Genomic DNA, 13780 nt, shown 5'->3' with positions numbered 1-13780 from the left:
TGTCGATGAACCGGCAGCCGAAGCGCGGACCGGGGCGCAATGCGCTATTACATTACTTTTCATCGATTCAGATGTCAACCAAACTCGGGGGCGAAAGCCCTCTCGGAAACCCGCAATGAAAAAGCCCGCGCTTCTTGCGAAGCGCGGGCTTTCTTTTGGGGCGAGACGGCCGCTGGGCCGCTCTGGAATTGGATCAGCGCGAGGGCTTGAACGCACGCTTCTGTGCGTCGCGGGGCACGAACACCTTGCCCGGGCCGCCATGGCCTGCGCCATTGCCGCGCGGCGCGAAACCTTCGCGGGGTGCGAAGCCTTCACGGGGCGCGAAGCCGCCGTCGCCGCGACCACCACCGTGGTGGCCTTGGCCGCCATGGCCGCCGCGCGGGGCGCTGTCGCCCCAGCCCGGCTTGCGGCCGTAGCCCGCGCCACCACCGTTGTTGCCGCCATCGTCACGACCGCCGCCGAAGCCGGCGTTGTTGCCGCCCTGGAAGCCGCGCGGGCCTTGGTGACCTTGGCTCGGGGCCGGACCGCGTGCGTTGCGGTCGTTGAAGCCGCTGGCGCCGGCATAGCCACCGCCGTTGTTGCCGCGATAGCCACCGCCGCCGCCTGCACCGCCATTGCCGAACTTGCGGTCGCGCGACTGGTTGTCGCCACGGCCACCGCGATACTCGCCCATCGGGGGGCGCGATTGCGGCATGCGCTGTTGCGGCTCGAGGCCGGCAACCACTTCAGCCTTGAACTGCTGGCGGCTGTATTGCTCGATGTCCATGATCTTGCGGCGATCGCGGAACTCGGCAAACGTGATGGCCAGGCCATCGCGGCCGGCACGGCCGGTGCGGCCGATGCGGTGGGTGTAGTCCTCGGCCTTCATCGGCAGGCCGAAGTTGAAGACGTGGGTGATGGTCGGCACGTCGATGCCGCGGGCGGCAACGTCGGTGGCCACCAGGATCTGCACCTGGCCCTGGCGCAGCGCCATCAGGCGGCGGTTGCGCAGGCCCTGGCTCAGGGCGCCGTGCAGCGCCACGGCGCTGAAGCCTTCTTGCTGCAGGTCGTTGGCGAGGCCATCGCACTCGACTTGCGTGCTGGCGAACACGATCGCCTGGTTGATGCTGGTGTCGCGCAGCCAGTGGTCGAGCAGCTTGCGCTTGTGCTGGCTGTTGTCGGCCCAGTACAGCGACTGCTTGATGTTGGCGTGCTTTTCCTGCGGGCTGTCGATGGTCACGCGCTGCGGCTCGCGCATCACGCGCTGGGCCAGTTGCTGGATGCGCGGCGCGAAGGTGGCGCTGAACATCATCGTTTGCTGGCGCTCGATGGTGAGCTGGTTGACTTCGGCCAGGTCGTCGGAGAAGCCCAGGTCGAGCATGCGGTCGGCTTCGTCGACCACCAGGAACTTGACCTGGTCGAGCTTGAGTTGCTGCGAGCGTTGCAGGTCGAGCAGGCGGCCGGGCGTGGCAACCACGAGGTCGGCGTTCTGCAGCTTGGCGATCTGCAGTTGGTAAGGCATGCCGCCCACCACATTGGCGATGCGCAGGCCGCGGCAATGGCGAACCAGTTCGATCGCGTCGTGTGCGACTTGCTGCGCGAGTTCGCGCGTCGGGCACAGGATCAGGGCGCCGGGGGTGGCAGCCTTGAAGTGACGGGTGTTGGTCGGGTCCTTGCGCTTGGGCTTCTTCGGCGCGGCTTCACCGCGGGCGGCAGCTTCGGCGGCCAGGCGCTGGAATTCGGCCTTGGCTTCTGCTTCGGCTTCGGCCTGGCGCTTCAGGAGGGTGTGCAGCACGGGCAGCAGAAAGGCAGCGGTCTTGCCCGAACCGGTCTGGCTCGAGACCATCAGGTCGACGAAACGGGCCTTGCCGTCCTGGCCGGCTTCGCCGCCCATGGCGAGCGGGATCACCTTGTCTTGCACGGTGGTCGGCTGGGTGAAACCCAGGTCGGCCACGGCGGCGATCAGTTCGGGTGCGAGGCCCAGGCGGATGAAGCCGTTGGGCAGGCTGGGTTCTTGTTCGACCGCAGCGGCCTCGGGGGCGGCTGCATCGAGCGCCTCGAGGATCGGCGCTTCGGACACAGTGTCCACAGCGGCGGTGAATTCGTTGTTGGTAGCGGATTGCACAGGCGCGAACTCGCCCTGCGCTTCAAAAGCGTCGGTCATGTAGATATCAATCTCAAACGCGAGCGCTGCCGTAGGCGGCGCCCCGTTGGTGGTTAAAAACATCAACCATCCAACGACATTCAGCTTCCGGCTAACGCCTGAGGCTGTGGCCCTTTTTGATCAGCGAATGCGATCGGGCGCGGTGTGCAAGATAGGGAGATGCAAGAGACGCTGATCTGTGTCCTGTGACAAATGCAAATCAGCGAAGCCTGCAATTATGGCACGGCTTCGGGTTTTTACCTAATCTCTTGTCAATGAACCTCAATCGGTCAGGCGAATGAAGGTTTCCCGGTAATGGGCGAGTTCCTCGATGGACTCATGCACGTCGGCGAGGGCGGTGTGCGCCTGCTGTTTCTTGAAGGCGCTGTACGCCGAGGGCTTCCAACGCTTGGCCAGTTCCTTGAGGGTGCTGACGTCGAGATTGCGGTAGTGGAAGTACGCCTCCAGCTTGGGCATGAACTTCACCAGGAATCGCCGGTCCTGCCCGATGGTGTTGCCGCACATCGGCGAGCCGCCGCGGGGAATGTATTTGGCGATGAATTCGAGCAGTTGCTGTTCGGCCGCGGCCTCGTCCAACGTGGAAGCCTTCACCTTGTCGATCAGGCCGCTACGGCCGTGGGTGCCTTTGTTCCAAGCGTCCATGGCGTCGAGCACGGCGTCGCTCTGATGGATGACGAGCACCGGGCCGTCGATGCGGGGCGTGAGGTCGGGGCCGGTGACGACCACGGCGATCTCCAGCAGGAACTCTTTCTCGGGGTCGAGGCCGCTCATCTCGCAGTCCAGCCAGACCAGGTTCTGGTCGCTTTTCTTCAGGGTGGGAACAGCTGCGGGGGGCGTCGGGTCAATGGATTCGGGCATCGCAGGATTGTCGCCCAAGGCCTGCGCCCCGATTTACCGGGGACTAAACTCGCCGCTCCATGTCCTATTCGCTCATCTTCACCATCGCCTTCGCGGCCGCGCTCGTTGCAGGCCTGCTCGTGAAGTTCTGGCTCGCTTCGCGTCAGGTGCGCCATGTGGCCCAGCACCGCGGCGCCGTGCCGGAAGCTTTCGCGCAGACCATCACGCTCGCCGCCCACCAGAAGGCCGCCGATTACACGATCGCAAAGGCCCGCTTCGGCTTGGTCGAGATGGCCTGGAGCGCGGCGTTGCTGCTCGGCTGGACGCTGCTCGGCGGGCTCGACGTGCTCAACAAGCTCTTGCTCATGTGGCTGGGTGGCGGGATGGTTCAGCAACTGGTGCTGCTGGGCGCGTTCGCAGCCATCGGCGGCCTGCTCGAGCTGCCCTTTACGCTGTGGCAGACGTTCCGGCTCGAAGAGCGCTTCGGCTTCAACAAGATGACATTCAAGCTCTGGCTCGCCGACACCGTCAAGTCGACGCTGCTCGGCGCGCTGATCGGCCTGCCGATCGCCGCGTTGATCCTGTGGCTCATGGGTGCGGCCGGCACGCTCTGGTGGCTCTGGGCGTGGGCCGCTTGGATGGGGTTCAACCTGCTCCTGATGCTGATCTACCCGACCTTCATCGCCCCGCTGTTCAACAAGTTCAAGCCGCTGGACGATCCCACACTGAAGGCACGCGTCACGGCATTGATGAAGCGCTGCGGCTTCGCAGCCAAGGGCCTGTTCGTGATGGATGGCAGCACCCGCAGCGCCCACGCAAACGCGTACTTCACCGGCTTCGGTGCAAGCAAGCGCGTGGTGTTCTACGACACGCTGCTGCGCCAGTTGAATGCCGGCGAAGTGGAGGCAGTGCTCGCCCATGAACTCGGCCACTTCAAGCACCGTCACATCGTGAAGCGGCTCGTCGCGATGTTCGCGCTCAGCCTCGCCGGCTTCGCGCTGCTGGGCTGGGTCTCGACCCAGGTCTGGTTCTATACCGGCCTGGGCGTGCAGCCGAACATGTCCCCCGCCGCGCCCAACAGCGCGCTGGCCCTCCTGCTGTTCATGCTCGCGTTGCCGGTGTTCGGCTTCTTCGTGGCGCCGCTGCCGGCGCGCCTCTCGCGCAAGCACGAGTTCGAGGCCGATGCCTACGCCGTCGCGCAGACCAGCGGCGCCGACCTCTCCGCCGCCCTGCTCAAGCTCTACCAGGACAACGCATCGACGCTCACGCCCGATCCGGTGTTCGTCAAGTTCTACTACTCCCATCCGCCCGCGTCCGAGCGCCTTGCGCGCATGACTGCGGCGTGATCAACCACCCCAAATTTCAGCAGAGCCCCTCATGAGCAGCATGTTCAAACCCAAGGACTGGAAGAACCTTCCGGTCCGCAAGGCACTGAGTGCCACGGAGATCGTTTCCGGCCTCTCCAAGCTCGACGGCTGGAAGCTCACCGGCGACGGTGCCGATGTCGCCATCGAGAAGACCTTCACCTTCGCCAACTACTTCGAGACCATCGCCTTCGTGAACGCGCTGGCGATGGTTGCGCACACGCAGGACCACCATCCCGACCTGTCGGTGCACTACAACCGCTGCGTGGTGCGCTTCAACACGCATGACGTGAAGGGCCTGTCGGTCACCGATTTCGATTGCGCACGGCAGGCCGACGCGCTGGTTGCGAGTCCCTCCGCGTGAGGAAACACGCCTGTGGCTAAGCCGGGCCGCGCCGCCTTCACCCCTGCTGCGCACAACACGGGGAAGACGCGGCACGACGGCCTCGTCGTCGCCAGCCATGGGCGTCACTGCCTCGTCGAAACGCCCACAGGCGAGCGGTTGATCTGCCGCCCGCGCGGCAAGAAGAGCCAGGCCGTGGTCGGCGATCGCGTGCGCTGGCAGGCCACCGAGGACGAAGGCACCATCGAGGAAGTGCTTCCACGGCGCAATCTCTTCTATCGGCAGGACGAGATCCGCACGAAATCTTTTGCGGCCAATCTCGACCATGTGTTGATCCTGATCGCGGCCGAGCCTGAGTTCTCCGAGCACCAACTGGCGCGCGCGCTGATCGCGGCGGAAGCCGAGCGCATCACACCGATCATCGCGCTCAACAAGAGCGACTTGGTCGAACCTTTCGAGCGCGCCTGGACCAAGCTGGCGCCTTATCGCCGCATGCATCACGGGGTGCTGCCGCTGTCGCTCAAGGCGTCGGGCGAGGCGGACTATGCATCGCTGATGAAGCTGCTGTCCGGCAAGTCCACCCTCGTGCTCGGCCCTTCCGGTTCGGGCAAGAGCACGCTGACCAACCTGCTGGTGCCGGGCGCGACCGTGCTGACCCAAGAGATCTCGCAGGCGCTGAATTCCGGCAAGCACACGACCACGAGCACCACCTGGTACTGGATCGACGAAGCGCGCACCACCGGACTGATCGATTCCCCGGGCTTCCAGGAATTCGGCCTGAACCACATCGAGCCGATGCAGCTCGCCGGGTTGATGCCTGACATTGCCGAGCACACGGGCGACTGCAAGTTCTACAACTGCACCCACCTGCACGAACCCGGCTGCGGCGTGATCTCGAACGTCGAGACACCCACGCATGCAGGCCCGATCAGCGCATCGCGCTACAGAATCTACGGCGAGCTGTTCGCCGAGCTGAGCCAGACGCGCTACTGAGCGCCCAGGATCGCTTGCAGCGCCTGCACCAGCGCGCTGCACTGCTCGCGCGTGCCGATGCTGATGCGCAGGTACTGCGCGATGCGCGGCTGCTTGAAATGCCGCACCAGCACCGCGCGCTCGCGCAGCAACGCGGCCAATTCCGCCGCATCGCGTTGCGGATGGCGCGCGAGCACGAAGTTGGTCTGCGAGGGCAATACCTCGAAGCCCAGGTCTTCGAGCTGCAGGTGCAGCCCTTCGCGGGTGTCGACGATCTTGTCGCGGGTGGTGTTGAACCAGGCCTCATCTTCCAGCGCCGCGACGGCGCCCGCCGTGGCGAGCCGGTCGAGCGGGTAGGAATTGAAGCTGTCCTTCACGCGCACCAAGGCGTCGATCAGGTGCTGCTGACCGCACGCGAAGCCGACGCGCAATCCCGCCAACGAACGCGACTTGGAAAGGGTCTGCACCACGAGCAGGTTCGGATATTTGTCGATAAGCGGCAAGGCGCTTTCTCCGCCGAAATCGACATACGCCTCGTCCACCAACACCACGCGGTCGGGGCACGCTGCGAGCAGCCGTTCGATCTGCGAAAGCGGCAAGCCGATACCCGTGGGGGCGTTCGGATTGGCGATCACGATGCCTGCGCATCCATTGCGCGCACGCACCGCAATGGCTTCGATGTCGACTCGCAAGCCGGCATCGACCGGCTGCACTTCGCAGGCAATCCCATAGAGCTGGGCATAGACCTTGTAGAAGCTATAGCTCACGTCGGGCATCAGCAAGGGCTCGGCCTGCTGGAAGAAGGCGAAGAAGGCATGCGCAAGCACTTCGTCCGAGCCATTGCCGGCAAACACCTGCTCGACCGTCAGACTGTGCCGCCGCGCCACCGCTTCGCGCAGCGCGAGCGAGGTGGGATCGGGGTAGCGCTCCAACCCGTCTGCAGCAGCTTGCTGAATCGCGTCGACAGCAAGCGGCGACGGCGGATACGGGTTCTCGTTGGTGTTGAGCTTGACGAGGTTCGCGATGCGCGGCTGCTCGCCCGGCACGTAGGGCTCGAGCGCGGCGATGCGCGGGCTCCAGAAGGCCGGCACTGCGGTGGTCATGTCACGCCACTCAGCCCAGCAGACGGGCCAGCGTCAACAACGCCAGCAGCACCATCCACATCACGACCGAGCGCCAGACGAGGCCGACCACGCTGCGCAAGTGGCCGGGCTCAGGCTCGCGCCCCGGCGTGCTGCCGCTGTCGGGCCTGCGGCCGTCGATCACGGATTCGCCGGCCTGTGCGCGCGGCAGCGGGTCCGTGACCGGAATGGGGCTCAGCGAGCCGCCGCCGAGGCGCACATTGACCGCGCCCGACGTGGCTGCGAGGATCACGCCGTCGTTTTCGTTCGGAAAGCGCCGGGCATCGTTGCGCCAGCAGTCGATGGCTTCCTCGAAGCTGCCGACCACCGCGAAGCCCAGCGCCGTGATGCGAGCGGGCAGCCAGTCGATGCCGTGCCAGGCGCTCTCTGCGGCCTGCTGCACAGAAATGCTCGACGGTTGCACCGCCGCGCCGTTCTTGTGGGCCCAGTAGCGTGCGACGAATTCGCTCATCCGATAGAACACCGCGCCAGCCGGTCCGAGGCCGATAGCAGCGAGCACCGAGAACCACGCCAGCACGCCGAACACATGGCGGTGCGCGGCAATGACCGAATGCTCGATCACATGGCGCACGATCTCGCTGCGCTTGAGCTCGGCCGCATCGACGCCTTGCCAATGGGCGAGCAGCGAGCGCGCGAGCGGCTCGTCGCCCTCGTCTAACGCATCGCGGATGTCGGTGAAGTGGTGGCTGAATTGCCGAAAGCCCAGCGTGACGTAGAGCACCGCGATGCTCCAGAGCACCGCGAAGGGCAGGCCCAGCGTGAGCACCAGCAGCCAATGCACGCCGAGGGCCACGAGCGTGGGCACGAAAACGGCGAGCCCCCAGGCGATCCATCCGTGATGGGGCTTGCCCGCATCGAAGTTGCGGCTGGTCCAGCGGGTCCACGCGAGGACTGTGCCGTACACGGGGTTGTGAGGGCCCAGCGGCCTCACTTGCTCGATCAGCAACGCGCACAGGATGGCAAAGAAGCTCATCCGTCGATGATAGCGAGAGAGCCTGCAGATCCAGCCGGGATTCAGGCGGGATTCAGGCGCTCAGGAAACGGTAAAGATTGCGCAGCATGCCGGCGGTGGCACCCCAGACGAAGCGCTCGTCGGCCCCGTCCTGGTAGGGCATCGAATACCACTGGCGCTTCGTGCCGTCGGGTGCGGGCACGGTGTGGTGGCGGTGGTTGGCCGGGTCCATCAGCCACGCGAGCGGCACCTCGAAGGCATCGGCGACCTCGTAGGGATTGATGGCGAGTTCGAAGCCGGGCTGCACCAGCGCGACCACTGGCGTCACGATGAAGGACGTGACCGTCGTGTACGTCGGCAGGTTGCCGAGCACTTCGATGTATTGCGCGGAGAGGCCGACCTCTTCCCATGCCTCGCGCAACGCAGCGGCTGCAACGTTCGCATCTTCGGGATCGACGCGGCCGCCGGGAAACGCGACCTGACCCGAATGGGTCGAGAGGTGCGCGGTGCGCTCGGTCAGCAGCACGGTCGCGCCTTGCGGGCGCTGCACGATCGGCACGAGCACGGCAGCCTGCGCGGGTACGCGCTCGGTCATGCGCGGCTCACGGCGCAGTTCAGGCATCCAGACCGGCGGCGTTTCGAAACGGGCCCGCAGGGCCTGTGCCGTCAACTGCGCGGCCGGCACTGCCGGCAATCCATCGTTCCTCACCGTGAAGGGCGCCTTGCGCGGATCGAACGGCGGCAGCGTGGACGGCGCCACGGCGTTGACGGGTTCGAGGGAGGCGTCCTGCGGGGATGTGGATGAGGTGGTCAAGAGATGAAAGGTGCCGGAGCCGGAAGGAAGAAGTAGAGCGGAAAAACGGAAAGTTGTCTTCGGGCGGAGCAACAACGCAAAAAGCCGCCAGAACGGCGGCTTTTTGCACTGCAGGAAAACGGCTTACTTGGCGGCCGCTGCTGCTTGCGACTTGCCCGGCAGCTTTTCCTTGATACGTGCCGAACGGCCGCTGCGATCGCGCAGGTAGTACAGCTTGGCGCGGCGCACATCGCCACGACGCTTGACTTCGATACCGGCGATCAGCGGGCTGTAGGTCTGGAACGTACGCTCCACGCCTTCGCCGCTGGAGATCTTGCGCACGGTGAAGCCGCTGTTGAGGCCGCGATTGCGCTTGGCGATCACGACGCCTTCGTAGGCCTGAACGCGCTTGCGGGTGCCTTCGACGACGCTCACGCTGACGATGACCGTGTCACCGGGCATGAAATCGGGGATCTTCTTGCCGAGGCGGGCGATTTCTTCCTGCTCGAGGGTTTCGATGAGGTTCATGATTTCCTGATATTCGATCGTGTCGGGCTACACAAAAGGCGCCGTTGGTATCTGTCGCCCTGAGGTGAACAGAATGCCAGGCGCGGCCGGGCAGAGGATCGGGGAGCCCGAGATTATAGCTTTTTTTTCAGCACTGTCTCATCGGCCTTGTTCAGGCGGCCGGCGGCGCGAGCGGCGTCGATGAGATCGGGGCGCTTGGTGGCCGTCACAACCAGCCGCTGGTCGCGGCGCCAGCGCTCGATCTGCGCATGGTGACCCGAGAGCAGCGGCGCCGGAACGCCCTGCCCGTTCCATTGCTCTGGCCGGGTGTAATGCGGGCAGTCGAGCAAGCCATCGAGCGCGGGGTTGAAGCTGTCCTGCACATGGCTGGCCTCGTCGCTCAACACCCCTGGCTGCAGCCGCGCCACAGCATCGAGCAGCGCCATGGCCGCGATCTCGCCGCCGGAGAGGACGAAGTCGCCGAGGCTGATCTGATGGGTGACGCGCGTATCGATGAAACGCTGGTCGATGCCTTCGTAGCGGCCGCAGACCAGCACCGCGCCCTCGCTGGCCGACCATTTTTCGACCGCCCCGTGGCGCAGCGCCTCGCCGATGGGCGAGAACAGCACGACCGGTGCTTCCGCTCCGCGCGCAGCCAGCGCCGCATCGAGGCAGGCCGCCAGCGGCTCGGCCATCATCACCATGCCGGGACCGCCGCCGAAGGGTCGGTCGTCCACGCGCTTGTAGTTGCCCTGAGCGAAATCGCGCGGATTCCAGAGCACGACCTCGACCTGCTTGGACTCGTAGGCGCGACGCGTCACGCCGCTGGCCATGAAAGGCGCGAACAGTTCGGGAAAGAGCGTGAGGACGTCGAAGCGCATGCGCGCAAGCCGCGGGGTCAGAACTCGGGTTGCCAGTCGACCGTGATGAGACGGCCGGCCAGATCGACCTTGTCGACGAAAACAGAGACGAAGGGCACCATGCGCTCGACGGTCTTGCCGTCTTCTTCGGCGGTGAGCACCAGCGTGGTCTGCGGGCCGGTGGCGAGCAGTTCGCGCACCGTGCCGAGCGTCACGCCTTCGCGGTTGACGACCGACAGGCCGATCAGGTCGACCCAGTAGTACTCGTCGTCGCCGGCCGTCGGGAAACTCGAGCGCGGCACGAACACGCGCGCGCCGCGCAGGGCCTCGGCCGCATTGCGGTCAGGCACCTCTTCGGACGAGGCGACGATGCAGTCGGAATGTTCTTTGGCTTCGCGGATCGCAAGCCGGAAAGCGGCGTTCGCCGAGGCTCCGGGAGCCTGCAGGAACCAGCGCTTGGAAGAAAAAAGCGCCTCGGGTTGGGCGCTGTGGGGCAGGACCTTGAACCAGCCCTTGATGCCCCAGGCATCGGCGATGCGTCCTACCTCGATCGCGTCCGCCGGCAATTCGGCGGCTTCGAGTGCGGGCAACATCGCCGTGCGTGACGGCTTAGGCTGCCGCCTTGGGGGCTGCGGCTGCAGCTTGCTTGATCAGGCGCAGGACCGTGGGCGAGGCTTGGGCGCCAACGCTCTTCCAGTAGGTCAGGCGATCCTGGGCAATGCGGATGCTTTCTTCGTTTTCCTTGGCGGTCGGGTTGTAGAAACCCAGGCGCTCGATGAAACGGCCATCGCGGCGAACGCGCTTGTCCGACACGACGATGTTGAAGAACGGACGGCCTTTGGAGCCGCCGCGGGAGAGTCGAATGACGACCATGATTTATCCTTGGGTGGTCAGCGAGCCAGTTGGATGAGAAAGAGGCCCGCTCACAATGTTCTTCCAGCGTCGAGACACGCGACATGGCCACCCGGCCAGCGACACGCTGAAAAGCCTGCGATTATAGCCCGCTACGCGTTTTCTCCGAATTTTCGGCCCCGCCCCGTCTCTTTTTCACCCATGACCCTCTCCATCCGCCCCAGCCGCGACGACGACGTCGCGGCCATCACGGCCATCTACGCCCACCATGTGCTGCACGGCACGGGCACCTTCGAGACCGAGGCGCCCTCCGGCACCGACATGGCTGCGCGCCGCGCCGACGTGCTGAGCAAGAACCTGCCCTACCTGGTCGCCGAAGAAGATGGCGAGGTGTTGGGCTTTGCCTATTGCAACTGGTTCAAGCCGCGCCCGGCCTACCGTTTTTCGGCCGAAGACTCGATCTACATGGCGCAGTCAGCACGCGGCAAGGGTCTGGGCGCCAAGCTGCTGGCGGCGCTCTCGCAGGCCGCGGAAGCGGTCGGCGTCCGCAAGCTGATCGCGGTGATCGGTGACTCGGCCAACGCCGGCTCCGTCGGCGTCCACCGCAGCCAAGGCTTCACCCACGTGGGCGTGCTGAAAGACTGCGGCTGGAAGTTCGGCGAATGGCGCGACGTGGTCCTGATGGAAAAGGTGCTCGGCGAAGGCAGCACGACAAAACCCGAATGAAAAACAAAACTACCGCGGCCTGGCTCTCTTTCCTCGGCGGCCCCCTGGGCCTGCACCGCTTCTACCTGCGCGGCATGGGCGACCTGCTGGGCTGGCTGCTGCCCATTCCGACGGCACTGGGCATCTACGGCATCGAGCGTGTGCGCATGTACGGTGTGGACGACGGCCTGAGCTGGGCGCTGATTCCGCTGCTGGGCTTCACCATCGCCGGCTGCGCGCTGACGGCGATCGTCTACGGCCTGATGGCGCCCGAAAAGTGGAATGCCCGCTTCAACACCAGCGCACCGGAAGACGCCGCGCCGGGCCAGACCAACTGGTTCACGATCGGCGCCGTGGTGCTGTCGCTCTTCTTCGGCAGCACGATCCTGATGGCCAGCATCGTGTTCAGCTTCCAGCGCTACTTCGAACACCAGATCGAAGAAGGCCGAAAGATCTCGCAGTAGCCGTCAGAACAGCTGCATGCTGAGCCAGTAGGCGATCGCGGCCACGAAGGCCGACGCCGGGATCGTGAAGATCCACGCCCACACGATGTTCCCCGCCACGCCCCAACGCACCGCGCTCGCGCGCTGCGTAGAGCCCACGCCGACGATGGCGCCGGTGATGGTGTGGGTGGTCGACACCGGAATGCCCAGCGCCGTTGCCAGGAACAGCGTCAGCGCGCCGCCGGTTTCTGCGCAGAAGCCGCCCACGGGCTTCAACTTGGTGATCTTCTGGCCCATCGTCTTGACGATGCGCCAGCCGCCAAACATGGTGCCCAGTGCGATGGCGGTGTAGCAGCTCACGATGACCCAGTTCGGCGGTGCCGCGTCGCCGGCCGAGGCGTAGCCGGTGGCGATCAGCAGCATCCAGATGATGCCGATGGTCTTCTGTGCGTCGTTGCCGCCGTGGCCCAGGCTGTAGGCGCCGGCCGAAACCAACTGCAGCCGCCGGAACCAGCGGTCCACCCGCGACGGCGTGGCGCGCCGGAAGCTCCAGGCCACCACGATCATCATCATCGAGCCCAGCAGGAAGCCCAGCAGCGGCGACACAAAGATGAACGCCACGGTCTTCCAGATGCCCGAGGCCACGAGGCCGGTCGTGCCGGTCTTGGCGATCACCGCGCCCACGATGCCACCGATCAGCGCGTGCGACGAGCTGCTCGGGATGCCGTAGTACCAGGTCACGAGGTTCCAGCTGATGGCACCGATGAGCGCACCGAACACCACGTGCACATCGACCACGCCGGGCTGGGCGATGCCTTTGCCCACCGTGGCCGCCACGCTCAAATGGAAGATGAAGATCGCGATCAGGTTGAAGAAGGCCGCGAACACCACGGCCTGCCCCGGCTTGAGCACGCCGGTGGAGACCACCGTCGCGATCGAATTGGCGGCGTCGTGGAATCCGTTCATGAAGTCGAACAGGATCGCCAGCGCGACCAGCACTATCACCACCCAAAGGGCGACCTGAGCCGTTGCCATCGGTTGCTACCCGCTCAGGAGTTCTCGAGGACGATGCCCTCGATCACGTTGGCCACGTCCTCGCACTTGTCGGTGATCGTCTCGAGCAGCTCGTAGATCGCCTTGAGCTTGATCACCTCGCGCACATCGGGCTCCTCGCGGAAGAGCTTGCTCATGGCGCTGCGCATCACGCGGTCGGCGTCCGATTCGAGGCGGTCGATTTCCTCGCAGGTCTTGAGCGTCGCCTCGGCCACGGCCGGGTCGGCGATCTTGCCGAGGAACTTGACGGCGTCCTTCAGGCGGTCGCAGCACTTCACGCTCAGGGCAGTGAGGCGCACGATCTCGTCGGTCATGTGGCGCACGTCGTACAGCGCCATCGTCTCGGCCGAGTCCTGGATCAGGTCGGCCACATCGTCCATCGTGTTGATGAGCTTGTGGATCTGCTCCCGGTCGATGGGCGTGATGAAGGTCTTGTGGATCAGCCGGTTGACGTCGTGCGTCACGCGGTCGGCCGCGCGCTCGGCGTTGTCGACGTCGCGGTTGTACTGCTCCCGCAGGTGCACGTCGCTGTAGTTGGCAACGAGTTGCTCGAAAGCCCTCGCTGCCTCCACGATGCGCTCGGCGTGCTGGTTGAACATCTCGAAGAAATTGCCCTCGCGGGGCAGCAGCTTGCCGAACATGGAAACTCCTGGGGTGTGCCAACCACAACTGGATGACACCTGCATGAAAAACCGGCGAAGTTTAACGGGAGCGACGACCGTGTCCCGGCGCGCCGGCTTTTCCCGGTCGCTGGATTGCCCGAAATCACGATGCCGGTCGCCGAACCATCGCAAGGCAAAGCGGGTCGCTTGCC

General features: G+C 65.3%; 16 protein-coding genes. 5 read left to right on the top strand and 11 right to left on the bottom strand.

Going from position 1 to position 13780, the window contains the following annotated elements; translation table 11 throughout:
- Positions 1–193: 193 nt before the first annotated feature.
- The gene (locus QF040_RS33270; protein WP_429614448.1) at positions 194–2143 is read right to left on the bottom strand and encodes a DEAD/DEAH box helicase; all 1950 of its coding nucleotides are present in this window, start codon (positions 2141–2143) and stop codon (positions 194–196) included.
- Positions 2144–2404: 261 nt separating this feature from the next.
- Entirely contained in the window at positions 2405–3001 is a 597-nt protein-coding gene (gene orn / locus QF040_RS33265; RefSeq protein ID WP_429614447.1) for an oligoribonuclease, read from the bottom strand.
- 59 nt (positions 3002–3060) lie between these two features.
- Here orn and QF040_RS33260 point away from each other — a divergent pair, with 59 nt between their 5' ends.
- Genes QF040_RS33260 through rsgA form a run of 3 tightly spaced genes read left to right on the top strand, consistent with a single transcriptional unit; the run spans position 3061 to position 5680 of the window.
- A complete protein-coding gene (locus QF040_RS33260; protein WP_429614446.1) occupies positions 3061–4326 on the top strand; it encodes a M48 family metallopeptidase in 1266 nt (421 codons plus the stop codon).
- A gap of 31 nt (positions 4327–4357) precedes the next feature.
- Entirely contained in the window at positions 4358–4708 is a 351-nt protein-coding gene (locus QF040_RS33255) for a 4a-hydroxytetrahydrobiopterin dehydratase (protein ID WP_429614445.1), read from the top strand.
- 12 nt (positions 4709–4720) lie between these two features.
- Positions 4721–5680: a ribosome small subunit-dependent GTPase A gene (gene rsgA / locus QF040_RS33250; RefSeq protein WP_429614444.1), complete on the top strand. Its 960-nt coding sequence runs from the start codon at positions 4721–4723 to the stop codon at positions 5678–5680.
- On the opposite strand, the gene hisC is transcribed toward rsgA, so the two are convergent.
- The 7 genes from hisC to rpsP all read right to left on the bottom strand — a co-directional run bounded on the left by hisC (position 5674) and on the right by rpsP (position 10786).
- Positions 5674–6762 carry a histidinol-phosphate transaminase gene (hisC, locus tag QF040_RS33245; RefSeq protein WP_429614443.1) on the bottom strand — a complete coding sequence of 363 codons (1089 nt, stop codon included), beginning with the start codon at positions 6760–6762 and terminating at the stop codon, positions 5674–5676. The two genes, rsgA and hisC, sit on opposite strands and share 7 nt — an antisense overlap.
- A gap of 10 nt (positions 6763–6772) precedes the next feature.
- Positions 6773–7774: a CobD/CbiB family protein gene (locus QF040_RS33240; RefSeq protein WP_429614442.1), complete on the bottom strand. Its 1002-nt coding sequence runs from the start codon at positions 7772–7774 to the stop codon at positions 6773–6775.
- A gap of 52 nt (positions 7775–7826) precedes the next feature.
- Entirely contained in the window at positions 7827–8567 is a 741-nt protein-coding gene (locus QF040_RS33235; RefSeq protein WP_429614441.1) for a CoA pyrophosphatase, read from the bottom strand.
- A gap of 123 nt (positions 8568–8690) precedes the next feature.
- Positions 8691–9074: a 50S ribosomal protein L19 gene (gene rplS / locus QF040_RS33230; RefSeq protein WP_042582524.1), complete on the bottom strand. Its 384-nt coding sequence runs from the start codon at positions 9072–9074 to the stop codon at positions 8691–8693.
- Positions 9075–9187: 113 nt separating this feature from the next.
- A complete protein-coding gene (gene trmD / locus QF040_RS33225) occupies positions 9188–9934 on the bottom strand; it encodes a tRNA (guanosine(37)-N1)-methyltransferase TrmD (protein WP_429614440.1) in 747 nt (248 codons plus the stop codon).
- A gap of 17 nt (positions 9935–9951) precedes the next feature.
- Entirely contained in the window at positions 9952–10506 is a 555-nt protein-coding gene (gene rimM / locus QF040_RS33220; protein WP_307509531.1) for a ribosome maturation factor RimM, read from the bottom strand.
- Between the two features lie 16 nt (positions 10507–10522).
- The gene (rpsP, locus tag QF040_RS33215; protein ID WP_013540078.1) at positions 10523–10786 is read right to left on the bottom strand and encodes a 30S ribosomal protein S16; all 264 of its coding nucleotides are present in this window, start codon (positions 10784–10786) and stop codon (positions 10523–10525) included.
- A 180-nt stretch (positions 10787–10966) separates the two neighbouring features.
- On the opposite strand from rpsP, the gene QF040_RS33210 reads away from it, so the two are divergent.
- Complete coding sequence (locus QF040_RS33210; RefSeq protein ID WP_307643305.1) at positions 10967–11491, top strand: GNAT family N-acetyltransferase; 525 nt, start codon at positions 10967–10969, stop codon at positions 11489–11491.
- Positions 11488–11934 (top strand): hypothetical protein, encoded by a 447-nt coding sequence (locus QF040_RS33205; protein ID WP_013540076.1) that lies wholly within the window; start codon positions 11488–11490, stop codon positions 11932–11934. Before QF040_RS33210 ends, QF040_RS33205 begins: the two co-directional genes overlap by 4 nt.
- 3 nt (positions 11935–11937) lie before the next feature.
- Here QF040_RS33205 and QF040_RS33200 read toward each other — a convergent pair whose 3' ends face one another.
- Positions 11938–12948: an inorganic phosphate transporter gene (locus QF040_RS33200; RefSeq protein ID WP_429614439.1), complete on the bottom strand. Its 1011-nt coding sequence runs from the start codon at positions 12946–12948 to the stop codon at positions 11938–11940.
- A 14-nt stretch (positions 12949–12962) separates the two neighbouring features.
- Entirely contained in the window at positions 12963–13607 is a 645-nt protein-coding gene (locus QF040_RS33195; RefSeq protein ID WP_012746613.1) for a DUF47 domain-containing protein, read from the bottom strand.
- Positions 13608–13780: the final 173 nt, after the last annotated feature.

This window comes from Variovorax sp. W2I14 (genome assembly GCF_050435205.1).
GTDB classification, from domain to species: Bacteria; Pseudomonadota; Gammaproteobacteria; order Burkholderiales; family Burkholderiaceae_C; genus Variovorax; species Variovorax paradoxus_C.
Note: the sequence above shows the minus strand (reverse complement) of the source record. Positions and strands in the feature narration are given on the sequence as shown.